The 24,215-nt window shown below is 50.2% G+C and carries 22 protein-coding genes; 5 read left to right on the forward strand and 17 right to left on the reverse strand.

Translation table 11 applies throughout. From position 1 onward, the window contains the following. Positions 1-627: 627 nt before the first annotated feature. Both WG891_RS05115 and yfbR read left to right on the forward strand, forming a co-directional pair. Positions 628-1,842, forward strand: coding sequence for a pyridoxal phosphate-dependent aminotransferase (locus WG891_RS05115; RefSeq protein ID WP_337261771.1), 1,215 nt, complete (start codon positions 628-630; stop codon positions 1,840-1,842). Positions 1,843-1,950: 108 nt separating this feature from the next. Further along, positions 1,951-2,550, forward strand: a complete 600-nt coding sequence (gene yfbR, locus WG891_RS05120) for a 5'-deoxynucleotidase (RefSeq protein ID WP_076941583.1) — start codon at positions 1,951-1,953, stop codon at positions 2,548-2,550. Positions 2,551-2,577: 27 nt separating this feature from the next. Here yfbR and WG891_RS05125 read toward each other — a convergent pair whose 3' ends face one another. The 4 genes from WG891_RS05125 to yfbV form a co-directional block, all read right to left on the reverse strand. Then, positions 2,578-4,413: an SLC13 family permease gene (locus WG891_RS05125; protein ID WP_337261772.1), complete on the reverse strand. Its 1,836-nt coding sequence runs from the start codon at positions 4,411-4,413 to the stop codon at positions 2,578-2,580. A 96-nt stretch (positions 4,414-4,509) separates the two neighbouring features. Continuing rightward, positions 4,510-5,166 carry a sugar phosphatase gene (locus WG891_RS05130; protein ID WP_337261773.1) on the reverse strand — a complete coding sequence of 219 codons (657 nt, stop codon included), beginning with the start codon at positions 5,164-5,166 and terminating at the stop codon, positions 4,510-4,512. A gap of 43 nt (positions 5,167-5,209) precedes the next feature. After that, entirely contained in the window at positions 5,210-5,704 is a 495-nt protein-coding gene (locus WG891_RS05135; RefSeq protein WP_337261774.1) for a YfbU family protein, read from the reverse strand. Between the two features lie 158 nt (positions 5,705-5,862). Further along, positions 5,863-6,318, reverse strand: coding sequence for a terminus macrodomain insulation protein YfbV (yfbV, locus tag WG891_RS05140; RefSeq protein WP_337261775.1), 456 nt, complete (start codon positions 6,316-6,318; stop codon positions 5,863-5,865). Between the two features lie 352 nt (positions 6,319-6,670). Between yfbV and ackA the strand changes: the two genes are divergently transcribed. After that, on the forward strand, positions 6,671-7,873 hold the full coding sequence (gene ackA, locus WG891_RS05145) for an acetate kinase (protein ID WP_337261776.1): 1,203 nt from the start codon (positions 6,671-6,673) through the stop codon (positions 7,871-7,873). Between the two features lie 101 nt (positions 7,874-7,974). Next, on the forward strand, positions 7,975-10,134 hold the full coding sequence (pta, locus tag WG891_RS05150; RefSeq protein ID WP_337261777.1) for a phosphate acetyltransferase: 2,160 nt from the start codon (positions 7,975-7,977) through the stop codon (positions 10,132-10,134). A gap of 80 nt (positions 10,135-10,214) precedes the next feature. On the opposite strand, the gene WG891_RS05155 is transcribed toward pta, so the two are convergent. The 6 genes from WG891_RS05155 to WG891_RS05180 all read right to left on the reverse strand — a co-directional run bounded on the left by WG891_RS05155 (position 10,215) and on the right by WG891_RS05180 (position 15,913). Continuing rightward, positions 10,215-10,739 (reverse strand): fimbrial protein, encoded by a 525-nt coding sequence (locus WG891_RS05155; protein ID WP_337261778.1) that lies wholly within the window; start codon positions 10,737-10,739, stop codon positions 10,215-10,217. Between the two features lie 981 nt (positions 10,740-11,720). Next, positions 11,721-12,686 (reverse strand): transketolase family protein, encoded by a 966-nt coding sequence (locus tag WG891_RS05160; RefSeq protein WP_337261779.1) that lies wholly within the window; start codon positions 12,684-12,686, stop codon positions 11,721-11,723. Next, positions 12,679-13,524: a transketolase gene (locus tag WG891_RS05165; RefSeq protein ID WP_337261780.1), complete on the reverse strand. Its 846-nt coding sequence runs from the start codon at positions 13,522-13,524 to the stop codon at positions 12,679-12,681. Before WG891_RS05165 ends, WG891_RS05160 begins: the two co-directional genes overlap by 8 nt. A 14-nt stretch (positions 13,525-13,538) precedes the next feature. Next, positions 13,539-14,918, reverse strand: a complete 1,380-nt coding sequence (locus WG891_RS05170) for a PTS ascorbate transporter subunit IIC (RefSeq protein WP_337261781.1) — start codon at positions 14,916-14,918, stop codon at positions 13,539-13,541. Between the two features lie 23 nt (positions 14,919-14,941). Beyond that, on the reverse strand, positions 14,942-15,223 hold the full coding sequence (locus WG891_RS05175) for a PTS sugar transporter subunit IIB (RefSeq protein ID WP_076941594.1): 282 nt from the start codon (positions 15,221-15,223) through the stop codon (positions 14,942-14,944). A gap of 246 nt (positions 15,224-15,469) precedes the next feature. Further along, positions 15,470-15,913 (reverse strand): PTS sugar transporter subunit IIA, encoded by a 444-nt coding sequence (locus tag WG891_RS05180; RefSeq protein WP_337261782.1) that lies wholly within the window; start codon positions 15,911-15,913, stop codon positions 15,470-15,472. Positions 15,914-16,378: 465 nt separating this feature from the next. Between WG891_RS05180 and WG891_RS05185 the strand changes: the two genes are divergently transcribed. Next, positions 16,379-17,398, forward strand: a complete 1,020-nt coding sequence (locus WG891_RS05185; protein WP_337261783.1) for a LacI family DNA-binding transcriptional regulator — start codon at positions 16,379-16,381, stop codon at positions 17,396-17,398. Between the two features lie 138 nt (positions 17,399-17,536). On the opposite strand, the gene WG891_RS05190 is transcribed toward WG891_RS05185, so the two are convergent. From WG891_RS05190 to yfcD, 7 genes are all read right to left on the reverse strand, one after another. Beyond that, a complete protein-coding gene (locus tag WG891_RS05190; RefSeq protein ID WP_337261784.1) occupies positions 17,537-18,232 on the reverse strand; it encodes an oligogalacturonate-specific porin KdgM family protein in 696 nt (231 codons plus the stop codon). 301 nt (positions 18,233-18,533) lie between these two features. Continuing rightward, a complete protein-coding gene (locus WG891_RS05195; RefSeq protein WP_337261785.1) occupies positions 18,534-19,823 on the reverse strand; it encodes an ABC transporter substrate-binding protein in 1,290 nt (429 codons plus the stop codon). A 15-nt stretch (positions 19,824-19,838) separates the two neighbouring features. Then, positions 19,839-20,966 carry an ABC transporter ATP-binding protein gene (locus tag WG891_RS05200; RefSeq protein WP_337261786.1) on the reverse strand — a complete coding sequence of 376 codons (1,128 nt, stop codon included), beginning with the start codon at positions 20,964-20,966 and terminating at the stop codon, positions 19,839-19,841. Positions 20,967-20,979: 13 nt separating this feature from the next. Then, a complete protein-coding gene (locus tag WG891_RS05205) occupies positions 20,980-21,894 on the reverse strand; it encodes a carbohydrate ABC transporter permease (protein WP_156292557.1) in 915 nt (304 codons plus the stop codon). Next, positions 21,887-22,777 carry a carbohydrate ABC transporter permease gene (locus tag WG891_RS05210; protein WP_076941601.1) on the reverse strand — a complete coding sequence of 297 codons (891 nt, stop codon included), beginning with the start codon at positions 22,775-22,777 and terminating at the stop codon, positions 21,887-21,889. The genes WG891_RS05205 and WG891_RS05210 overlap by 8 nt, the downstream gene beginning before the upstream one ends. 73 nt (positions 22,778-22,850) lie before the next feature. Further along, complete coding sequence (locus tag WG891_RS05215; RefSeq protein WP_337261787.1) at positions 22,851-23,225, reverse strand: hypothetical protein; 375 nt, start codon at positions 23,223-23,225, stop codon at positions 22,851-22,853. A 383-nt stretch (positions 23,226-23,608) separates the two neighbouring features. Beyond that, a complete protein-coding gene (yfcD, locus tag WG891_RS05220) occupies positions 23,609-24,184 on the reverse strand; it encodes an NUDIX hydrolase YfcD (RefSeq protein ID WP_337261788.1) in 576 nt (191 codons plus the stop codon). Positions 24,185-24,215 lie beyond the last annotated feature (31 nt).

Consider the following 24,215-nt stretch of genomic DNA (forward strand, 5'->3'; position numbering starts at 1 on the left):
ACGAGCTGCTTACAACAGCCAAACCATCACCTTCCCTCACCGATCATGCCGAGTCAGACGGATCAGAGCACCGCTCCTATTGCTACTTTTCGTTCAATAGATTAACCCTACCTTGTGTATCATTAGGTTCATTTATCAGAGAGTTTCATAAATTCAGCTAGTAAGGCTTCTTATTATTAAATAATAGACAACTTTACTTAAAAAACCCTTAAGTTGATTACTGAAACCCTTCTAATACAATTTCACTTTACTAAGAAGTGTCGTATTACCGCCCAACAGCAGCCATAAGATAATTCTCTCGTTATCATTTTTTTACAATTTATATCTTATTACCCTCTCCGCCATACGTTCGTTATGTACATATCAACAGTAGACATGTGGCAGAGAATTTTTACATCAACGCACTCTAATTTAAATTTAAAACCCAAAAAATCAATATTAAAAAGAATTTAATTCTGATTTGTTAGTTATAACAGACGCATCATCGTTTAAATCATCAATTTAGCCGATCGTTTGCACCAAAGGCATGCGTAACCCTTCAAAATCGGCAGCACCAGGAGTACATTGAACAGGTTACGGTGTTCCACGGTAGGATCATCCCCCATCCAGCAAAAGGCTCAACTTTTTATGTCCCCCATTGAGAAATCCAGCAAACTGGACAACGTCTGCTATGACATTCGTGGCCCGGTGCTCAAAGAAGCTAAACGTCTTGAAGAAGAAGGCAACAAAGTCCTCAAATTGAACATCGGCAACCCCGCCCCGTTCGGTTTTGACGCCCCTGATGAAATTTTAGTCGATGTCATCCGTAATCTCCCTACGGCACAGGGCTATTGCGATTCCAAAGGGCTCTTCTCAGCGCGTAAGGCGATCATGCAGCACTATCAGGCACGTAACATGCGTGATGTGACCGTTGAGGATATCTACATTGGTAACGGTGTCTCTGAGCTGATTGTGCAATCGATGCAGGCGCTGCTTAACATTGGCGACGAAATGCTGGTGCCTGCCCCCGACTACCCGCTGTGGACCGCTGCGGTATCGCTCTCCAGCGGCAAAGCCGTGCACTACATCTGCGATGAAGAATCGGGCTGGTTCCCGGATCTGGACGACATTCGCAGCAAGATCACCCCACGTACCCGCGGTATTGTGATCATCAACCCCAACAACCCGACGGGCGCGGTTTACAGCAAAGAGTTGCTGGAACAGATCGTTGAGATCGCGCGTCAGCACGACCTGATCATCTTTGCTGATGAAATTTACGACAAGATCCTCTATGACGACGCCGAGCACCACTCTATTGCCGCGCTGGCACCGGATCTGCTGACAGTGACCTTCAACGGGTTGTCCAAAACCTATCGCGTCGCCGGTTTCCGCCAAGGTTGGATGGTGCTTAATGGGCCGAAGAAGCACGCCAAGGGCTATATCGAAGGGTTGGAAATGCTGGCATCGATGCGCCTGTGCGCCAACGTGCCGATGCAGCACGCGATCCAAACCGCGCTCGGCGGCTATCAGAGCATCAGCGAATTTATTCAACCCGGCGGGCGCCTGTATGAACAGCGCAACCGCACCTGGGAATTGCTGAATGATATTCCTGGCGTTTACTGCGTGAAGCCACAAGGTGCGCTGTATATGTTCCCGCGTATTGACGCCAAGCGTTTTAATATCCGCGACGACCAGAAAATGGTGCTGGACCTGCTATTACAGGAAAAAGTGCTGTTAGTACAAGGCAGCGCATTCAACTGGCCTTACCCTGACCACGTCCGTATCGTTACCCTGCCGCGGGTAGATGAGTTGGAAATGGCCGTGGGTAAACTGGGGCGTTTCCTCGAAACCTACCACCAATAAGATTCATGGGCGCAGCGCACTGCGCCCACACCGCACAACTGGGTTTGCATAACCTGCCGCCACTGCTCACAATAAACACCTCACTTGCCGTTGTCTAAAGAGAGCACCATGAGCCAGAGCCATTTCTTTGCCCACCTTTCGCGTATGAAACTGATTAGCCGCTGGCCACTGATGCGCAATGTGCGTACCGAAAACGTTTCCGAGCACAGCCTGCAGGTCGCGTTTGTCGCCCACGCGCTGGCGGTGATTAAGAACCGCAAATTTAACGGTAACCTGAACGCCGAGCGCGTGGCGCTGTTGGCGATGTATCACGATGCCAGCGAAGTGTTGACTGGTGATATGCCCACCCCCATCAAGTATTACAATCCGCAGATCGCCCATGAATACAAGAAAATTGAAAAGATCGCGCAACAAAAGCTGCTAGAGATGATTCCGAAAGAATTACAGAATGACTTCCGTTCAATTCTGGATGAACACTATTACAGTGAGGAAGAGAAACTTCTGGTAAAACAGGCGGACGCACTCTGCGCCTACCTGAAATGCCTGGAGGAACTGTCAGCCGGAAATAACGAATTTACCTTGGCTAAAGCGCGCCTGGAAAAAACTCTGCAGCTACGCCAAAGCCCGGAAATGGATTATTTCATGGAAGTGTTTATTCCCAGCTTCAGCCTTTCGTTGGATGAGATCAGTATTGACTCCCCACTGTAATCATTACCGCAGGCCCGAAACCCGGGCCTAAAACGCGTACAGCCAGGGCACCACCACCACGCTGACGATCATCACCAATACCGTGAACGGCACCCCGATGCGCACAAAATCGCCAAACTTGTAATTCCCTGGCCCCAATACCAGCGTATTCACCGGCGATGACACCGGCGTCATAAAGGCAGCCGAAGCTGCAATGGCAATGATCATGGCAAACGGATAAGGCGAGACTCCCATCTTATGTGCCGCCGCAATGGCAATCGGCGCCATCAATACCGCCGTCGCAGTATTGGAGATAAACAGCCCGATGGAAGCACAAAGTACAAACAGGCACGCCAGCATGACGCGCGGGCCTGCATCACCGGCGATATCCATCAACCCTTGCACGATCAAATCCACGCCACCGGTTTTCTGCAGTGCCAGGGCAAAAGGCATCATACCGACGATCAAAATAATGCTTGGCCAGTGGATCGCTTTATAAGCGCTTTCCATATTGATGCAACGGAAACGCCCCATCAGCAGGCAGGCGATCAACGCGGCAATAGGATTCGGGATTTCATCGGTCAGCATCATCGCCACCATCAGCGCCAGGCAGAACAACGCATGCGGAGCCTGAGTGATGGCTGGTGCCACTTCATCCACCTCTGCAGGCAGATTCAGCACGATGAAGTCATGAGTCTTGGCCTGTAACTGACGGATCGCTTTCCAGTCACCGATCACCAGCAGGATATCTCCCAAGACCAAGGGCTCATCGACCAGTTTGCCCTCCAGCGTTTTGCCGTTGCGGCGGATACCTATCACATTCAGATCGTAACGGCTGCGGAAGGCCGCATCGCGCACGCATTTCCCCAACAACGCCGAATCAGGAATTAACGACACTTCAGCCATCCCCACGTTACGCGCCTGCTCAGAGAAATACTCACCACGCAGGATCATGGGTTCCAGTCGTTGTTCGCTACAAAACTGGCGTAAATCAATCTCGCAGTCCGACATGTCGATCAGCAACACATCCCCTTCACGCAACTCTGTGCTACCGAAAGCGCTGATCATCACGCGGCGAAAACGTTTCCATCGCTCAATGCCGATAACGTTGGCACCGTAGCGGGCGCGCAAATGTAATTCATCCAAGGAGCGGCCAATCAGCGGTGAACCACTGCGAACCGCCAAACGGCGCGCCCGCCCGGTCAATTTATAGTCACGGACCAGATCGCGAAACGTCCGGCGCTGCCAGGTAGACTTGGTGTTTTTAGCATCGCTGCTTTTGCCCAGCCAACGGCGGGCAATCAACATATAACCCACCCCCATCAACAAAATGATCAGACCGATTGGCGTCACGCCGAAGAAGCTGAAGCCGACCAGCCCCTCACGTACCAATTCGCTGTTGACCACCATATTCGGCGGCGTAGCCACCAGCGTCATCATGCCGCTGATAAGCCCAGCAAAGCTGAGCGGCATCATCAGCCGCCCTGGCGAAATCTTCATGCGTACCGCCACGCTGAGGACCACCGGAATGAAGATCGCCACCACGCCGGTCGAGCTCATAAATGCCCCCAGCCCGGCCACGGTGAACATCAACAGCGCCAACATTTTGGTTTCACTGCTGCCCGCGACTTTCACCAGCCAGTCGCCAACCTGATAAGCCACGCCGGTGCGCACCAAACCTTCCCCGATCACAAACAGGGCGGCGATCAAAATCACGTTAGGATCGCTAAAGCCCGCCGTGGCCTCTTGCAGAGTCAGGGTGCCACTCAGCACAAACGCAATAATCACCAGTAAGGCCACTACGTCCATGCGCAGCTTATTGGTCGTAAACAGCACAATGGCTATCAGCAGTAAAATCAAAACCCAAAGTAATTCGCTGTTCAAAACGGCCTCATCCTACAGTGATCCAGGCCTTAAAAATTAGCATAAAAAAACCCCGTAAATGCGGGGTCTAATCAATTTGAGGTAAAAAAATACTGATTAAGCAATAAGTTCGATGCTTGCACCCTGCGGTGTCTTATCAACCTTAATCTGAGCCAGCGAAGAGAGTATCAGATCCACCTGATCGAGCTTCGCTGCCTCCGCCGGTGCGTTAACCGCGATCACCTGGCACCCTGCCGCCAGGCCGGAAAGGATCCCTGCGGGCGCATCCTCCACTACCACACAGGTCTGCGGAGCCAGGCCCAAGCGTTCAGCCCCCAGCAGATAAGCATCTGGCTGCGGTTTCCCCTGCTTTACCAGTTCAGCGGTAATAAACACCTCGGGCTGCGGCAAACCACCGGCTTTACGCCGTGCACTGGCCACCGGGATCGACCCCGAGGTCACTATCGCCCAAGGAATACCCAGCACATTAAGCCGCTCCAACAGCGCCACCGCACCGGGCAGCGCGCTGACGCCATCGGTATCCTGCGCTTCCATCTGTTCCAGCAGATCAAACTCCTGTTGGATCGCCGACTCTGTCGCTCCTGGCATAAAATGACGCAATGAAGTAATGGCCTGCTTACCGTGAATAAAAGCCAACACTTCCTGCGGGCTGATACCGTGACGCTCGGCCCAGTGAGTCCAGGCACGTTCCACCGCAGGTAATGAATCCACTAACGTTCCATCAAGGTCGAACAAAAAACCCTTACATTCCACAGAAAACCTCTTTTCTCTCCGTTATCTTTCACACTGCAAATCATCAGGCATTAATGATTTGCGCAATCTCAACGGCGCTCAAATGGTATTGGCGTGGGCATGATAGCCAGATTGCCAGCATGCGCTGATACTTCTCCCACATTTTGGTTTGGGCATTAAAGCCATGGCTGCCGGAATCGAAGTGAGTATACCGCCCTTCCGTGCTGACCAGGAAACGCACATAGCTGAGGTAGCGTGCTTCGGTTGCTGCATCAAAGCCGAGGAAGGCCAGACGGCGGGCATCAAGCCCTTGGCGATCCTTAAGATTTTCCCAGGACACCTGCAATGCATGATGCATTTCCATAATGTTGATGATGGTGCGGCACACGTCCTCGCTCATCTCACCAAAGTCACGATCGAGTTCACGCATCTGCAAACCAAAACCACGCTCGATAATCGTCTGCAAACGGCGATAGCGATCGGCATTGTCCGGATCGAGCAGGGTCATCATTTTGTACTGATTCGACAGGATCAAACGTTGGGCGTTAGTCATTTCCATTTCACATTCCTCAGTTCTGCAAATGGGTGAGAGCATCGCATGACGGCGTTATGGTGTGGAACCACAACTCGCACCTTCTTTGATTTAAACCGGGGTTATCGCAAGGTGGGCTTGATAGCCAATGGGCTTCGGATAGCGCTAGCTTGAAAAGCTCGGGATCAGAGATCGTCAAGGAAGGTTTTATCCAACTGCTTGAACGCACGCTTCAGCACATCAGCCAAGGCTTGATAGGTAGGTGTTCCTTCAATCGGCGCCAGCGCCTGCCCGGCTTCTGCCAGCTTATTACGCACCTCATGGAACCACTGTAATAAAGAGGGAGGCAGCGGTGTCACCGAACGGCGGCCCAGCCACCACAGGCCCTGCATCGGCATGCTGCAGGCAAATAATGCCGTCGCAATCGCCGGGCCGAGCTGGCCGCCAAGGGCAATTTGCCAAGTCAGGGTAAAGATCGCCAGCGGCGGCATAACACGCACGGCAAAGCGAGTGGCACGCGTAATGCGATTCTCTGGGAACATGGGTGCCAACCGTTTATCGGCAGGCCAGGTTTTCATGTAATGCTGCCCACGCTGGAATATCTGAAACCAATTCACGGAACCGGATGGCTTACTCGTCATCGCTTACCTCAACTTCACGTATAAAAATGAAATATTTTTGCAAACACACCAACAAAAAAGTTGAAGCTTTAAATTTATTTTGTGTTTACTACGGGCTATCGGTATCCTAAGCCGGCCTTTTGGCCGGTAGAAGATGACACAAAATCTGTCAACTTTTCGCCCATTTAAAAGCAAGATTACTTAAACAGCGGAAAAATCACCGGTTTTTTTATCATCATGTGTTTTTTGTCACTGACATGATGTTAATCATAAATGTCAACGCCATTATGCGCTACGCTTGATGTCTGTTTGACGATTTATTCACCACGTGTTCTGGGTCCACTAACAACACGAACTATAAATAGGTACTTCCATGTCGAGTAAGCTAGTACTGGTTCTTAACTGCGGCAGTTCTTCTCTCAAATTCGCTATCATTGATGCAGCCAACGGTGAAGAGTATCTTTCCGGCCTTGCCGAATGCTTCCACCTTCCAGAAGCGCGTATCAAATGGAAAATGGATGGCGCTAAGCAAGAAGCAGCACTGGGTGCTGGCGCAGCACACAGCGAAGCGCTGAACTTCATTGTTAATACTATTCTGGCACAAAAACCAGAGCTTTCCGCACAGTTGACCGCTATCGGCCACCGCATCGTGCACGGCGGCGAGAAGTTCACCGCCTCTGCCGTGATCGACGACGAAGTCCTGCAGGGTATCAAAGATTCGGTACCCTTTGCACCACTGCATAACCCAGCTCACCTGATCGGTATCGCTGAAGCCTTGAAATCTTTCCCGAATCTGGCTGATAAAAACGTCGCCGTGTTCGACACCGCGTTCCACCAGACGATGCCGGAAGAGTCCTACCTGTACGCCCTGCCGTATAGCCTGTACCGTGACCACGGCGTTCGCCGCTATGGCGCGCATGGCACCAGCCACTTCTATGTGACACAAGAAGCGGCGAAGATGCTGAACAAGCCGGTTGACGAAGTGAACGTCATTACCTGCCACCTGGGCAACGGCGGTTCCGTCAGCGCAGTGCGTAACGGTAAATGTGTCGATACTTCCATGGGCCTGACGCCGCTGGAAGGCTTGGTGATGGGCACCCGCAGCGGTGACATCGATCCGGCCATCATCTTCCACCTGCACGACTCATTGGGCATGAGCGTTGACCAGATCAACAAAATGCTGACCAAAGAGTCTGGCCTGCTGGGCCTGACCGAAGTCACCAGCGACTGCCGCTACGTTGAAGACAAATACGCGACCAAAGCCGATGCCAAACGTGCCATGGACGTATTCTGCCACCGCCTGGCCAAATACATCGGTGCCTATAGCGCACTGATGGATGGCCGTCTGGATGCGGTGATCTTCACCGGTGGCATCGGCGAAAATGCGGCACTGGTGCGTGAGTTGACCCTGAACAAACTGGGCCTGCTGGGCTTTGAGATCGACCACGAACGCAACCTGGCCGCTCGCTTCGGCAAATCCGGCAACATCACCAAAGACGGTAGCCGCCTGGCACTGGTGATCCCAACCAACGAAGAGTTGGTCATCGCGCAAGACGCTTCCCGTCTCACCGCTTAATGCTCCCCACACCGTCAGCCCAGGCTGACGATGTTGTTTCAGAGCCAAGATTTGCCTGCGCGTTTACCGCAGACTGAAAAAACCGTGAAGAGGACTATTCTGTGTCACGTACAATTATGTTGATCCCCACCGGCACCAGCGTTGGCCTGACCAGCGTCAGCTTGGGTGTCATCCGCTCTATGGAGCAAAAAGGCGTTCGTCTGAGCGTTTTCAAACCTATCGCCCAACCACGTAGCGGTGGCGATACCCTCGACCAGACCACCACCATCATCCGCAGCAACTCAACCATTCCCACCGCCGAACCGCTGCGTATGAGCTACGTGGAAAGCCTGCTGAGCTCCAACCAGCAAGACGTGCTGATGGAAGAGATAGTCGCGCGTTACCACGCAAACACCAAAGATGCGGAAGTGGTGCTGATCGAAGGCCTAGTGCCAACCCGCAAGCACCAGTTTGCCAGCGCACTGAACTTTGAAATTGCCAAAACCCTGAATGCTGAAATCGTCTTCGTGCTGGCGCTGGGTAACGATTCTCCGGCTCAGTTGACAGAGCGCATCGAACTGGCCCGCAGCAGCTTTGGCGGCAGCAAGAACAAAAACATTACCGGCGTGATCATCAATAAGCTGAACGCACCGGTTGACGATCAGGGCCGTACCCGTCCCGATCTGTCGGAAATTTTTGATGACTCTACCAAAGCCAGCGTGGCCAACGTCGATCCCGCTCAGCTGTTTGCCAATAGCCCACTGCCGGTATTGGGCTGTGTGCCTTGGAGCTTCGATCTGATCGCAACCCGCGCCATTGATATGGCCCGCCACCTGAAAGCGCGCGTGATCAACGAAGGTGACATCATGACCCGCCGGGTGAAGTCAGTGACCTTCTGTGCACGCAGCATTCCGCATATGCTGGAACACTTCCGCCCGGGTTCACTGTTGGTGACCTCCGCAGATCGCCCAGATGTGCTGGTTTCCGCCTGTCTGGCGGCGATGAACGGTGTGGAAATCGGTGCCCTGCTGCTGACCGGCGGCTACGAAATCGATGGGTCGATCAAAAAACTCTGCGAACGTGCCTTCCAAACCGGCCTGCCGGTATTCATGGTCGATACCAACACCTGGCAGACCTCACTGAGCCTGCAAAGCTTCAACCTGGAAGTGCCTGCGGATGACCACCAACGCATTGAGCAGGTGCAGAACTACGTGGCAAGCCATATCAACGCCGAGTGGATCGCGTCCTTGACTGCCACTTCAGAACGTTCACGTCGTCTGTCGCCGCCAGCGTTCCGTTACGAGTTGACCGAACTGGCACGCAAAGCGGGTAAACGCATTGTGCTACCGGAAGGCGATGAGCCACGTACCGTGAAAGCGGCAGCGATCTGTGCCGCACGCGGCATTGCCGAATGTGTGCTGCTGGGGAATCCGGATGAGATCAAGCGCGTAGCGGCGGCGCAGGGCGTTGAGCTGGGCGAAGGCATTAAGATCGTCGATCCGGTTGCCGTGCGTGAAAAATACGTGCCACGCCTGGTGGAATTGCGTAAGAGCAAGGGCATGACCGAAGTGGTTGCCCGCGAACAACTGGAAGATAACGTGGTTCTCGGCACCCTGATGCTGGAGAAAGGCGAAGTTGACGGCCTGGTATCCGGCGCGGTTCACACCACTGCCAATACCATTCGCCCACCGTTGCAGTTGATCAAAACCGCACCGGGCAGTTCGCTGGTTTCTTCCGTATTCTTCATGCTGCTGCCTGATCAGGTTCTGGTCTATGGTGACTGTGCGATCAACCCGGATCCCACCGCAGAACAACTGGCCGAGATCGCCATTCAGTCTGCCGACTCCGCTGCCGCCTTCGGTATCGAACCGCGCGTGGCTATGATCTCTTACTCTACCGGTAATTCAGGTGCAGGCAGTGACGTTGAGAAAGTGCGTGAAGCCACCCGCCTGGCGCAGGAGAAACGCCCAGACCTGATCATCGATGGCCCACTGCAGTACGATGCGGCGATCATGGCTGACGTTGCCAAATCTAAAGCGCCTAACTCGCCAGTGGCAGGTAAAGCCACCGTGTTCATCTTCCCAGATCTGAACACCGGTAACACCACCTATAAAGCAGTACAGCGCTCTGCCGATCTGGTGTCTATCGGGCCGATGCTGCAAGGGATGCGCAAACCGGTAAACGATCTGTCACGTGGCGCACTGGTGGACGATATCGTCTACACCGTGGCGCTGACGGCGATTCAGTCTGCTCAGGCCGATGCCCTGGTAGAGCAAGCCTGATAACATTTCTTACCTGCTAAAGTAGTAAAAAAGCGGCCCGTGATGAAACGGGCCGCTAAACTTCATTCGCTCAAATGCGATTAGTTATAAGTGATACCAAAAGTTGCTACCGCATTTGCTGGCCCTGGGGTAACGGTATCTGTTGTTGCAACATAGCGTGCAACGAACGCCAAATCATTATCCACACCGGCAGTCAGTGGGTAGGCCACTGAAGGGGTCCGTAAAGGCAATACGGCTGAGGTATCGGAGATTTGAACACCCACCCCTGTCGCCATATTAGCCACTTGAGTAAGAGCTAACGAATTGTTTTCGCTAGTGGCAGCATCGCCATCAAACGAGACTTGAGCGGCACTCACAGAAGGCGGACAATTTTTCAGGCTCAAAATGAATTTCTGCGGGCTCGCAGTATCACCCTTTTTAGCGAGAGCGCTCGCCGCCACCTTGCCCAACGGCACTTCCGCAGGATTACTCATATTATTAACAACCTGGCAAGCCTCGGTAATAATTTGCCCTTCGAAGTTTACCTGACCATCAGCAGCCGATGCGCCTGCCGACAGACCTAAACTTGCGGCAACCAAGGTAGTAACACAAAAAATTTTTTTCACTATTAGAAACTCCATATTCTATGGGTATAAATTGCCCTATATAAAATTAATGCTATTTTACTTGCAGCATCAGACAAGCCGAACGAGAGAACCCGTTTAAGCAGTGGCTCAAACATCTCAACGCTATAAATTATTATCAGAAGGAAAACCAAGCAGGTTTTGAGATGAGCATATAGAGCAATCCAAACATAACCTATACGTTCTATCGTGGGTTGGCGACTTTACACATTTAACGCAACGCCAATACAGCGACAGTCGCCCTATCGCTGAAATCATGGTCTTAAAGCCATGAACCCCATAACCGACCAATAACACCTTAACCTGATGCGGCCCATTCTAGTTAAAAGCGCTTTAATGTAAAGAGTAAAGTAAATGTTTTAATGAGCTTTAGCCTATCACAGAAACATAATTAAACCCTTATCAATCCGCAATGACATAAAAACACAAGAAATTGAATTAAAAGGATTAAATAAATTAAAATAAGCTTATTCAAATAAAAAACCAAGAAAAAACCTAGAAAACCAGTAAGGAAAAATCATATTTAACATGAGTTTCAGCACTAAAAACACAATGCTCGCACCGACATAACCCACACTTTAAAGCATTTTAAGATTATCTCTCTTCGCCTCATGTCGCGATAAAATCAATGTTACTCATTAACTAATGGGAGCCACATCCGGTGTATTCGCTCTTGAAATAAATCACGCGCATTAACATTCCAGAACGTAATCACTGCCCCGCCAAGAATAGTGGCAGGATAATTCAAATATTTCGCTTAAGTTATATACTCATTTTTATTCATTATTCAAATGAACAAGCAAGCAATAGCATGAATACAGGATTCCTCCCCACTCATCGAATCTCAGTATTTTCTCGCATCACTACACCCCTCCCCTACTTTCACGGTGCGCCAGATGAAAAAAAGCTCACAGCGCCAATGGCGCTGTGAGCCAAGTCAATACCTGTGGCACTTACACGCGACTACACCACACCATTCAGCAACTGATGTGCCGCCTGCAGGATATGTTCGGCCGTCAAGCCGTACTCCTGCTGCAAAAACGCCTGTGTTCCCACTTGCCCGTAACGTTGTTTCACGCCAACCCTGCGCATCGGTACCGGGCACTCTTCTACCAGCACCTCCGCCACGGCAGAGCCCAGTCCGTTATGGATACTGTGGTTTTCGCAGGTGACAATTTTGCCGGTTTTTGCTGCATAGGTCTTAATAATGTCACGATCGATCGGCTTGAGCGTGAACATATCGATCACCGCAGCGCTGATGCCTTGCTGTTCCAACGCCAGTGCCGCCTTCAGCGCTTCGGCTACCATGATGCCGTTGGCAATCAACGTGATCTCACTGCCGTCACGCAGCAGATTGGCCTTACCGATGGTGAAACGGGAGCCGTCCTGATAAATACGCGTTGCCTGTTTGCGGATCGTGCGCACCCAGTAGAAGCCTTTCAGTTCCACCAGTTGCTGCAGGATATCCTGAAACATCGTGGCGTCGGTCACCTCCAGCACCACCGAATGCGCCAGCCCGCGTACGATGCCCATATCTTCAAACGACATGTGCGTGCCGCCGTTATGGCAGGCGCTCACCCCGGCATCCGAAGCGATCACCTTCACGTTATTGCGCTGATAATCCAACGACATAAAAAGCTGATCGAAACAACGCCGGCTGGCAAATGCGCTGAAGGTATGCACAAAGGGGATCCGCCCGGTCAGCGACAATCCGGCGGAAACCCCGATCACATTAGCCTCCATAATGCCGCAGTTGATCACATGCTGCGGATGATCTTTATGTACCCCATCCATCGCCATCGAGCTCATCAGATCGGCTTCCAGCGCGATTACCGGTTTACCCGCCTCGATCTGTTGGCGCATCATTCCGGCGTACACTTTGCGCATCTCTATGCCGTCGTTTTCCAACTGCGTGACCACGTTAAACATCAGCAACCTCCAGATCGGCAATGGCCTTTTCGATTTCCTGCTGCACATCCGGCGTTAAGCGCAAGTGATGAGAGTTCTGCAGATTCTCCAGATAGGCGACGCCCTGCCCCTTAATGCTATCCAGGATCACCACCAGCGGGCGTTGTTCACCGCTACGTACCGGCAGCACCGCGTCACGGATCGCCGCAATGTCATCCCCCAGCACGGTTTGCACCTCAAAGCCAAAGGCGGTGAATTTGCCTGCCAGATCGAAAGGTTTGATCACCTCATCCAGCGCGCCATCCAACTGCTGCTTGTTGTAATCGATAAACAGCGTCAGGTTATGCAGGTTGTGGTGAGCAATAAACTGGAACGCTTCCCAGCACTGCCCTTCGTTGAGTTCGCCATCCCCCAAAATGCTGAATACCCGATTGCGTCGGCCTGCCAGCCGGTGTGAAAGCGCGATCCCTGCAGCAATGGAAACGCCTTGCCCGAGAGAGCCGGTGGTCGCATCCACACCACGAGTCAGCAGACGATCCGGGTGGCTCGGCAAGCGGGTGCCGTTCTGATTCAGCGTGTTCAACTGCTCAAGCGGAAAATAGCCCTTAATCGCCAGCGTGCTGTAAAGTGCCGGGCCGGCATGGCCCTTTGACAGCACAAAGTAGTCGCGCTCCGGCCAGTCGGGATCTGCCGGATCGATACGCATCACTTCGCCATACAAGACTGCCAGCGTTTCCACGATCGACATGCAGCCCCCATAGTGGCCAAACCCCAGCCCGGTGAGGGCTTTCAGCGTTTCCACGCGGATCGTCCGCGCCAGCGCACGCAATTGGCCAATCTCAGTCACTGTGTTGTTCATTAAACCGCCCTCACTTATTTCTCAACGCGATCTGCAGTCGGAGCGCTTTTGCCTTTGCTCAGAAAATTATGTGCAACCAATAATGCGAAGATGGCAATGATCGCGACCATGATCGTTTCTTTGGTCATGAAACGCGCCATATTGCCCAGCACAATCCCTATCACACCAAAATCCGCATCGGAGAAGGTGGTATTGGCAAAGCCCAATGCTCCCAGCACCGGTAGCAACAGCACCGGCAAGAAGGTAATCAGCAGGCCATTGGCAAATGCCCCCAGCATCGCACCACGCCGCCCACCGGTAGCATTACCAAATACCCCGGCGGTCGCACCGGTAAAGAAATGCGGGACGACGCCCGGCAGGATCAGCACCATTTTCATTTGCCCAAGCAGGAACAGCCCCACCAACCCACCGAGGAAGCTAAACAGAAAGCCAATCAGCACGGCATTAGGGGCATAGGGGTAGACCACCGGGCAATCCAGCGCCGGGCGGGCGTTGGGCACCAGTCTCTCTGAAAAGCCGGTAAAGGCCGGAACGATCTCCGCCAGAATCAAACGCACCCCTTGCAGGATGATGAACACCCCTGCAGCAAAGGTAATCGCCTGGATAATCGAATACACCAGATAGTTCTGCCCGCCGCTGAGTTGGCTTTCGACATACGTTTGTCCGGCACAAATCGCCAGGATCAGATAGATGACAATCATGGTCATCGAGATAGAAATGGAGCTATCGCGTAAGAAGCTGAGGTTCTTCGGGAGGTTCATCTCTTCGGTGGAACGTGAGCCTTTGCCGACGCGTGTACCGATCCAACCGGCAAGCACGTAACCCAGCGTGCCGAAATGCCCGAAGGCGATATCATCATTCCCGGTAATGCGGCGCATATAGCGCTGGGCAATCGCCGGGAAAAATGCCATCACCAACCCTAAGGTCAGTGCGCCGGTAAACACCAACTGTACCCCTTCAAAACCGGCCACCGTCAGGATAATGCCGATCATGCAGGCCATATAAAAGGTATGGTGGCCGGTCAAGAAGATATACTTCAGCCGGGTAAAACGGGCGACGATAATATTCGCTACCATACCAAATGCCATAATCAGCGCGGTGGAAGCACCATATTTCTCCAAAGAGATGGATACGATGGCTTCATTATTTGGAATGATTCCCTGAATATTAAAGGCGTGTTCAAACATCCCCCCCAATGGGTTAAGGGAGCCGACCAACACCGTGGCACCACCACCGAGCACAATAAAGCCGAGAATAGTTTTTACCGTACCTTTCACCACATCAGAAAATGATTTCTTTTGTGCCAGCAAGCCAATTAATGCAATAACGCCTACCAGCACCGCAGGGACTTTCAATATATCAACCACAAATTTAAGCGTTTCCTGGATAAACATATCCACCTCGCTAATGGCTTTGATTAAATGATGGAGTGAGCTTCAAAATAAGCGCGCAGCTTAGCTTCGAGTTCATTGATGTCGATGATATTACTGATCACCACCAGTTGACTGGCCGGGACGCTGGCGCTGTCGGCGATGTCTTTTGCCATCACGAAAATATCAGCCGCGCCCGGCGTAGCCGAGGAGAGATCGGAATGTTCAACTTCCGCCTCAATCGCCATTTTTTTCAGCACTTTCTTGATATTCATTTCTACCATAAAACTACTGCCCAACCCCGAACCACAAATAGCCATAATTTTCATTATTTTCACCTGCTGAATTTTGAATATGAGGTAACGTCACCAGAGGGTTATCTGATGCGATTAACTGCCATACCTTGGTATATACTCTAAATAATTCGAGTTGCGGGAAGGCGGCAAGCGCTGGCCTGTAGGGTGAGCCTCTCTGAGGCTCATAATCCCCAGGAGCATAGACCACTATGTGACAGGGGTGAGCAAACGTAGCCAACGCACATGCAACTTGAAGTATGACGAGTATAACGTTAAGAATTAATAATTGGCGATAATATCCTCAATCTGCTGTTGACTCTCGGCGCGGAATATTCTTTCCATGGCTTCGTTATCTGAAAATAATTCAGCCAAATGCGAGATAAGCTCTATGTGACTGCTGCTATCTGGAGCAGAAAGCATCACCACCACGAATACCGGGTCGTTATCTTCGGAATGAAAACGCACTCCCTGGTTAATTTTTAACAGCGAAAGACCTAATGCTTTCGCGCCCTCCTCTGGCCTGGCATGTGGCATGGCGATACCGGGTGCCAGAACGAAATATGGCCCCAGCGTCTGGTATTGGCGGAATATGGCCGCCAGATAGTCGCGGGTAATAACGCCTCGTTGCAACAGCGGTTGAGCACTCAGTGCTACCGCTTCCTGCCAGTCCGCGACTTTTTCACACAGTTGAATATGGTCGGCGTTAAGCCAGTCGTTGAGCACGTTTCCTCCTCAGATAGATGGGTGACGTTCAGTGTTACCGGCATGCCTTCCTTGGCGACGATAAAACTTTAATCAACGACCAAGCCATCAACTGTGATAAAAGTCGCAAAGATAGCGCTACCAAAAATCTATCATGCAGAACTGTGATAGCGCTATCAAATATACCGGGCCTGATAATAGCCGCGCGCAGTTTTTTGATCGCTCCAGCAGGGAACGGGTTAGAATGTAAGCCATCGCGGGATTGCCGAACCTTCTATACCCTTCATACTTCACGTTGCTTGGGTGTTGGCTGCTCTTGTTCACCCTAGTCACATAGTCAGCTATGTTCCTAGGGATTATGAGCCTCATGACAGAGGCCGCCCTGCGGGCCAGCGCAAGCAACTCGAATTATTTTGGGTATAGGGATGGTAGGTTCGGATTATTAGCTCATTTATGCGCATCGGCGCATTTCAGTCAGGATTACGAATGTCGATCGGTAAAAAACGACGCAGTACAGGCCGGGTTACGCTGGCCGACGTTGCCCAATTAGCCGGCGTGGGTAGCATGACCGTATCACGAGCGCTACGCACGCCAGAGCAGGTTTCAGACAAGCTAAGAGAAAAAATCGAAGCCGCAGTCAGTGAACTCGGCTACTTGCCCAATCTGGCCGCCAGTTCGCTGGCTTCGGCGTCCTCTTACACCATCGCCATGGTGGTCCCCAGCTTTTCAGAGTCGGGATGTGCCGACATGTTTGCCGGGTTACAGCGCGTACTGCAACCGGCGGGTTACCAGATCATGCTGGCCGAATCACAGCACCATCTGGAACGTGAAGAAAAGCTGCTGGAAACCTTACTCTCCTACAACCTGGCCGCGGCCGTGTTGCTCAGCGTTGAGCATTCGCCCAATACGCGTCAGGCATTGATGGCTGCCCACATTCCTGTGGTTGAAATTGGTGCCATACGTACTGACCCGATCGATATGAATATCGGCATTGACTATGTCGCGGCAATGTATCAGTTGACACAAACGGTCATTGCCAGCGGTTACCAGAACATTGGTCTGCTTTGTGCCAATCAGGAACAGTGGATTTTCCAACAACATCTGCAGGGCTGGCACAAGGCATTGCTGCGCAATCACATGTCACCGCATCGAGTAATCAATGCCGCGCAGCCAGCCAGTTTTAGTACCGGAACACAGCAATTGCCAGAATTCCTGCTGGCCTGGCCTGAACTGGATGCTTTGGTCTGTGCGTCAGACGAACTAGCCTGCGGCGCGCTGTATGAATGCCAGCGGCGCAGAATCAAAGTGCCGGATCAGTTGGCAATAGTCGGTTTTGGTAATAGCGACGTCAGCCAAGTCTGCCAACCGCCGCTCACCACCATGACGGTGCCGCACAAAGAGATTGGCATTCAGGCCGGTAAAGCCCTGCTGGCGCGCCTGAATGATGAGGAATGGCAGCCCGAAGGCACTATTCCTTCAGCACTGTGCCGCCGCGATAGTTGCTGAGCATTAGCTCCGCATTGCGGCAGGCAATATGAGGTCGTTGAAGCGTTTTATCCCGATGCGGCCTTAATACAAGAGCATCGTGGAACCGCCTGATGTATTTCACAACATCAGGCGGTAATAACGGCCCTGCGTGTACAATTAGAAGCTGTAAGAGATACCAACACGGTAACGGGTCTGGCGATGATCGCTCTTGCTATCCTGTTTTACGTTACCGACTTCAACATAAGGCTTCCAGTTTTTATCCCACTTATAAGCCAATTTAACGTTATGCTCGTAATCTGTTTTACCATCATCGAAGATAATTTGGTTACTGTTTTTGTAAACGTAATTATATTCCGCCTGCCAGTCTTTCAAGAAGGTATAACCTAACCAGAAATCACCACGGTTAGTTTTCTCATCCGCATCAGAACCTTTTGAGGTAGTACGCTTGTACTCATAACGGTATCTGGCGGCAACATAGAGATCTTTGCTCAGGTTATATTGTGCGCGCAAGAAAGGCCGGTAACCGTTATTATTACTGCTAGATTCCAGCGAGAAACCTGGCTGCAAAGAAAACTCATCTGTCAGGCTTTGCTGATAGCTGGCGACCACTTCAGTACCGTTACTCACCTGCTCATGATAAAGTTTATTGGGTGTCGTATCTGAAGGATCTTGGCGCCACTTGGCTTCTAAAGATAAACCAAAACCATTCGCAAAGCGATGTGACATCAGCAAACGATCTTTATGATCACCTTTAGCGGTATCCATAAGCTCATGGCGATAATCAATGGTTACTGCAGCGGCGCTGAGGCTGATTACTGACGTCATCACCAAAGTTAATAATTTTAATTTCATTTTTCCCATCCGTTATAATTTAATTATTCAAGAAATTACGCCCTAAAACAAAGGGAATGCCAGAGATATTGAAAAATCCAGTGAGTAAATCATATAAACACTTATTAGAACCCTATCTTGATTAAGTCACATTCTCCCCCACTGATAATCAGCAAGTAATAATGAGTGATTTTTACTATTCAAGATAGAAGAAATGATATTTCCCCCATAGTGTATAATTTGGTTTTTATTATGTTACATCATTATTATTCTACTGAATTAAACTCCGCCATATAACATGGCGGAGTGACACCGATAATATTTATCTCATCGCACGCTTCAGGATACGGTCACCCTGAGATTGGAAATCAGCGGCCGTTTCTTTAACCGTTTTCTTACCGTAATCGATCGATTGAATCGCATCTTGGAACAACACCACAATCTGCGGATCGTCGAAATAAGGTGAAGCATTGATGGCATGCGGTAAAGACAGCGCCAGATTCAAACCCGCAACGGCGGGATCGGTATCTTTAATCACACCACTTTCACGTAATTGAGTGACAGCCGTTTTACTCAGTGGTACACCACGCTCCAGACCCAGCGCTTCAACGCCCTCTTTGCTGTTCAACAGGAAGTTAATCAGCATCGCAGCCTCACGCGGATGCTTACTGCTTTTACCAATTGAGAACATTTGAGCAGGTTTAAAGAATAACCCGGCATCTTTAGCCCCTTCCAGCATCGGATAATGGCCCAACTCAAGTTTTGCCGGTGGCTTCAGGTTGTCGGAATATTTCTTAATGGTGGAGTTCCACATGTAAGTTCCTGCGAATTCACCAGCAATCCAAGGCTTCATTTCATACATATTGCTCTTACCAAAAGAAGCAAAATATTTGGATGAAGGCATAACATGGTTATCTACCATATCTTTATACATCTGGAAGAATTCAACCCACTGCTCTGGCGTGTAATTAAACTTCTTCTTATCTTCATTTACGATATCAACATTATGCTTCTGTATCATATATGAACGTAACAGGGCGAAGGAATCCTGATGCTCAAGCACCACGGGATAATATTTTTCACCCAACACTTCTTGGAATTTCTTACCCGCAGCCATGAGTTCATCCCACGTTTTGGGATACTCTACGCCAGCATTTTTCCAGGTCACATCATTCAGGTAGAAGACACGCGCGGTGACGGAGATCGGAATCCCATTCAGCTTGTCATTAACCGTGGTGGTCTTCAGTTCCTTCGGATCAAACTGGGTCAGATCCAGATACTCACTGACCTTATTTAAATCATAGAAACCTGTGCCGTCTTTTGAAAAGATAGGCAGCCAGTTCCAGTTAGTCTGCATAACATCCGGCTCGGTCCCACCTGCAATCTGCGTGGTCAAACGAGAGAGGTGGCCATCCCAACCGGTATATTCTGACTTAACCTTAATATCCGGGTGTTGCTTCTGGAATTCTTCAATCGCTTTCAGCGTCATCTGATGGCGGCTATTGCCGCCCCACCAAGACATACGCAAATCAACCTGTTCAGCAGCAAACGACTGGTGCGCAAACACAGCAATAGATGAAGCAATCAAAACTTGTAATAATCTTTTTTTCATTGTCTACAACTCCTGTTAAAGAGAGATATTTTTTTCTGTTTTCGCATCAAATATATGGCATTTATTCATGTCAAATTTAAAGTAAACAGGACGATGTAGCCCATTTTTAAGGATAGGTTTGACATCATCAGATGGAATGCGACAGGTCAACTCAAAATCATTCACCTTGAGGTAGACAAAGAACTCGTGGCCCATGTTTTCAACGCGCACTAACTCACCCTGAGAGTGATTTTCTTCGAAAGGCGACTCTGAAATAGTGATAAATTCAGGACGAACGCCAAAGAATACGTCTTCACCGACATGCCCCGCCACTTTCTCCTGCTGGTGCTGATTCAGCGTCAGGGTGTAATTGCCCACGGTCAAACCAACTTTGCCGTCTTGTTCTACCAGTTTGCTAGGTTTGATATTCATCTCTGGCGCCCCGATAAACCCTGCCACGAACATGTTTTTCGGGAAGTGATAAAGGTTATCCGGGGTATCTACCTGCATGATATGACCAAGTTTCATGACACAGATACGGTCGCCCATGGTCATCGCTTCTGTCTGGTCGTGGGTAACATAAACCGTTGTCGCCGGTTTACCGCTTTTTTTCAGCTGCTTGTGCAGATCGGAAATACGGATACGCATCGACGCACGTAACTTGGCATCCAGGTTGGACAACGGCTCATCGAACAGGAAAACATCCGGTTTCTTGACGATGGCCCGGCCCACGGCCACACGCTGTGCCTGCCCACCGGAGAGCTGGCGCGGTAAGCGATCCATTAACTCTCCCAGCTCCAGAATCTTGGCAGCTTCCATTACCTGCTCCTCGATCTGCTCCTTAGGCAGCTTGCTCAGCTTCAGGCCAAAAGCCAGGTTCTCTTTCACCGTCATGTGCGGATAGAGCGCATAGTTCTGGAACACCATGGCAATACCGCGGGATTTAGGTGCCAGGTTGTTCACCACGCGATCGCCGATACGTACTTCACCACCGCTGATGGTTTCCAACCCTGCCAACATACGCAGCGTGGTGGACTTGGCGCAGCCGGACGGCCCGACGATTACCATGAATTCACCGTCAGCAATGGTTAAATTGATACCATGAACGGCTTTAAAACCGTTGGTGTACACTTTCTGTAAATTATTAAATACGACTTCAGCCATGATAAATCCTCAATTAACCTTTAATACCGCTGCTGGTAACACCCTGCACGAAATAGCGTTGGGCCAGGAAGAACACGATGATAGACGGCAGAATAGAGATACTTGCCATTGCCAGAATTTCATTCCACGGAGCACCTTCAGTGACGTCGATGGACATTTTCAGCGCCAGGGCAATAGGGTATTTATCCACGCTGTAAACATAAATCAGTGGCCCAATAAAGTCGTTCATCGACCACATGAACTGGAACAGGGCAACTGAAATAATTGCCGGTTTCAGAATCGGCACCACCACATACCACAGCACCTGGAAAGAATTACAACCATCAATCTGGGCGGCCTCTTCCATATCACGCGGTACACCGCGCAAGAACTGGATCAGCATGAAAACGAAGAACCCCTGAGTCGCAAATGCCAACGGCAGATACAGTGGCAAATAGCTGTCCAGCATCCCCATTTCACGGAACATGATGTACTGAGGGATCAGTAATACCGTGCTCGGCAGCAACATGGTGGTAATCAGCGTTGCAAACCAGAATTTTTTCCAAGGGATCTCAAAACGGGCAAACCCATAGGCGACAATGGTTGAAGAGATAATGGTTAATATGACTTTAGGAATCACAAACTTAAAGGTATTAAGCATGTAGTGGCCAAAGTTATATTCCGTGCCGGTTTTCCAACCATTAACAAAACCGTCTGAGGTTGGATTATCAGGCCATAGTCCCAATGTCGTAAATATTTCATGATTAGGCTTGAACGACGCAGAGAACATCCACACCAGTGGATAAAGCATCAGTAACCCCACAAACAGCAGGATGACATAACGGATCATCGCACTGATTTTCTCTTTGCGTAACGTCCGCTGTACTTCTTGCTCAGCAACCTTCTGAGCATCGCTTATGATGACGTTGTCTTGATGCATATCAGCCATTTTTGCCTCCCTTATCTGCTGAGTAGAAGACCCAATACTTCGATGATTTAAAGGCAACTGAGGCAAACAAGGCCACAACCAGGAACAATATCCAAGCCAGCGCAGCACCGTAACCCATATCAAAATATTTAAAGGCAGTATCGTAAATATAAAGTGAGAACAGGTATGTATAGTGAGTTGGGCCGCCACCCGTGATGACATAAGGTGCGGTAAACTCCTGGAACGCCTGCGTTGTCTGCATGATAAAGTTGAAGAAAATAACCGGCGTGATCAGCGGCACGGTGACTTTCATAAACATCTGCCATTTCGACGCGCCATCGATCATCGCGGCTTCATACTGTGACTGCGGCACGTTCTGCAATGCGGCCAGGAAAATCACCATGGCAGAGCCAAATTGCCACACGCGCAACAGCGTCACCGACATCAGCGCCAATGAAGGTTCACCCAACCAGTTGATAGGGTCCGCGCCAAATACGCCGATAAAGCTGTTTAACAGGCCATCAATGGCGAACAGCGCGCGCCACAATACGGCGATCGCAACGCTACTGCCAAGAATTGAAGGAATGTAATAAGCGGTGCGGAAAAATCCAATACCGCGCAGTTTAAAATTAAGAACGAAAGCAATTCCCAGTGCAAATGCCAACTTTAAGGGAATGGTCAGAAACACATAGGCAAAGGTGACGCCCATGGATTTCCAAAAGAGGTGGTCTTCCATAAGCATATAACGGTAGTTTTCAACTCCGTTAAACACTGGCGGGTTCATCAGGTCATATTCTGTAAAACTTAACAAGAATGATGACACGAAGGGAAACGCCGTAAATATTATCAGCCCTATGATGTAAGGCGATATATAGGCTAATCCCAGCATTCTGTTTTCATTCATGGTTATTACCCATAGAGATTGAAAAATTAAATAAAGAAAGTTTAATTAATGTTATAAAGAGACCCGACAGTCATCAGATACAACTCAAGGTACTGTGTTTTAACCTCCACTCTGATCCCCGCATGCCGCGCTGAAGCAGTGAAAAAATATCACTCTTTGTTTGTAACTGCTTGTCAGTAAAGACAATGACAGGCAGCCGCAATGCATACCCTAAAAAAATAGATAATAATTTTTTTATATAAAATACTGAAAAATTTGCATCATGCATTCCCTGGGCATGATGTTGACACCACCGATGGATAAAATGGCAAAGCAGAACGAATCCATTCCGCACAGATGAGCCTTGAGTGTACCCACTCCCTTTGGCCTGACTAGGCTGCCGGCAAAACGCTGATGGCCGATCCATCATGACGTTGTCGAACACTTTAGTGCAGCAGATTAAATCCATTTGAGGTCTCCACACGCCAGCCAACAAACTGAAACACTATTTCAAATTATTATATCTAAATTTTTCTCAGCGTCATTGGGCGGATGGCAAAAGTGTGACCAAAGTAGGAACGTTGTTTTATTTTTTTTGACCAACTAGCCACTCAATTAAAAACACCATGACAGAAAAAGCATAACCAATTGATAATTAAGATAAAATAAATGATTGTCAATTGTGGTAGTAACGATCTTGATTTGTGGAAAATAGGTTAGCCAATTGTGTTATGAACAAAATGGCAGCACACAGTCTGATGAGGGGATCGGGCAAGGTTAAGAAAGGGTTCGATGGAAAAAGTCAGGCTGTGCTCTACACCACCGCGCAGCAACACAGCCCTATGGCGTGAATCAGAGATGCTCTTCGCCGGATTCTACGGTGCTCTCACGCGGCAAGGGTTTGCCGTAATCCTGCTCGTTATTGCGCGTCAACCACAACGACAGTGCCTTCAGTGAATCCGGGGTAAACTCATCGCAGCGGGCGGTGATCTCTTCCGGCATCATCCAGCTTACCTCGGCGACCTCCTCTTCCTGCAAGGCAAAAGGACCGTGTGACACGCAGCTGAATAGCGCCCCCCAAATGCGACATTGATCCTCTTCAAAATAAAACATGCCATGCTCAGCAAAAGGGACACCGGCGATCCCCAACTCCTCCTCCGCTTCGCGGCGGGCGGAGTCCAGCACATTTTCACCGCTTTGTACTACCCCACCGGCACAGGCATCCAACCAGCCCGGGTAGAAATCTTTGTTTTCCGTGCGACGCTGTACCAAAATCCGCCCCATGCCATCATGCACCACAATATAGGTCGCACGATGACGCAGCCGCTGAGCACGCATCTGTTGACGACTGGATTGAGCAATCACTTCGTTTTGCTCGTTGACGATATCCACCCATTCGGTATCTGCAGCCTGATCCTGTTCCGCCATCCTCTAAAACCTTCTATTTTGGCGCGATAAA

This window comes from Serratia sp. MMO-28, assembly GCF_037199905.1.
Taxonomy (GTDB): Bacteria; Pseudomonadota; Gammaproteobacteria; order Enterobacterales; family Enterobacteriaceae; genus Chania; species Chania oryzae.

What these genes read in the sequence shown, in the direction of transcription:
- WG891_RS05115 (WP_337261771.1), top strand. Translation starts at nt 628, where the DNA reads ATGTCCCCCATTGAGAAATCCAGCAAACTGGACAACGTCTGCTATGAC.
- yfbR (WP_076941583.1), top strand. Translation starts at nt 1,951, where the DNA reads ATGAGCCAGAGCCATTTCTTTGCCCACCTTTCGCGTATGAAACTGATT.
- WG891_RS05135 (WP_337261774.1), bottom strand. Translation starts at nt 5,704, where the DNA reads ATGGAAATGACTAACGCCCAACGTTTGATCCTGTCGAATCAGTACAAA.
- yfbV (WP_337261775.1), bottom strand. Translation starts at nt 6,318, where the DNA reads ATGACGAGTAAGCCATCCGGTTCCGTGAATTGGTTTCAGATATTCCAG.
- ackA (WP_337261776.1), top strand. Translation starts at nt 6,671, where the DNA reads ATGTCGAGTAAGCTAGTACTGGTTCTTAACTGCGGCAGTTCTTCTCTC.
- WG891_RS05160 (WP_337261779.1), bottom strand. Translation starts at nt 12,686, where the DNA reads ATGTTTAACGTGGTCACGCAGTTGGAAAACGACGGCATAGAGATGCGC.
- WG891_RS05165 (WP_337261780.1), bottom strand. Translation starts at nt 13,524, where the DNA reads ATGAACAACACAGTGACTGAGATTGGCCAATTGCGTGCGCTGGCGCGG.
- WG891_RS05170 (WP_337261781.1), bottom strand. Translation starts at nt 14,918, where the DNA reads ATGTTTATCCAGGAAACGCTTAAATTTGTGGTTGATATATTGAAAGTC.
- WG891_RS05175 (WP_076941594.1), bottom strand. Translation starts at nt 15,223, where the DNA reads ATGAAAATTATGGCTATTTGTGGTTCGGGGTTGGGCAGTAGTTTTATG.
- WG891_RS05185 (WP_337261783.1), top strand. Translation starts at nt 16,379, where the DNA reads ATGTCGATCGGTAAAAAACGACGCAGTACAGGCCGGGTTACGCTGGCC.
- WG891_RS05190 (WP_337261784.1), bottom strand. Translation starts at nt 18,232, where the DNA reads ATGAAATTAAAATTATTAACTTTGGTGATGACGTCAGTAATCAGCCTC.
- WG891_RS05195 (WP_337261785.1), bottom strand. Translation starts at nt 19,823, where the DNA reads ATGAAAAAAAGATTATTACAAGTTTTGATTGCTTCATCTATTGCTGTG.
- WG891_RS05200 (WP_337261786.1), bottom strand. Translation starts at nt 20,966, where the DNA reads ATGGCTGAAGTCGTATTTAATAATTTACAGAAAGTGTACACCAACGGT.
- WG891_RS05205 (WP_156292557.1), bottom strand. Translation starts at nt 21,894, where the DNA reads ATGGCTGATATGCATCAAGACAACGTCATCATAAGCGATGCTCAGAAG.
- WG891_RS05210 (WP_076941601.1), bottom strand. Translation starts at nt 22,777, where the DNA reads ATGAATGAAAACAGAATGCTGGGATTAGCCTATATATCGCCTTACATC.
- WG891_RS05215 (WP_337261787.1), bottom strand. Translation starts at nt 23,225, where the DNA reads ATGGATTTAATCTGCTGCACTAAAGTGTTCGACAACGTCATGATGGAT.
- yfcD (WP_337261788.1), bottom strand. Translation starts at nt 24,184, where the DNA reads ATGGCGGAACAGGATCAGGCTGCAGATACCGAATGGGTGGATATCGTC.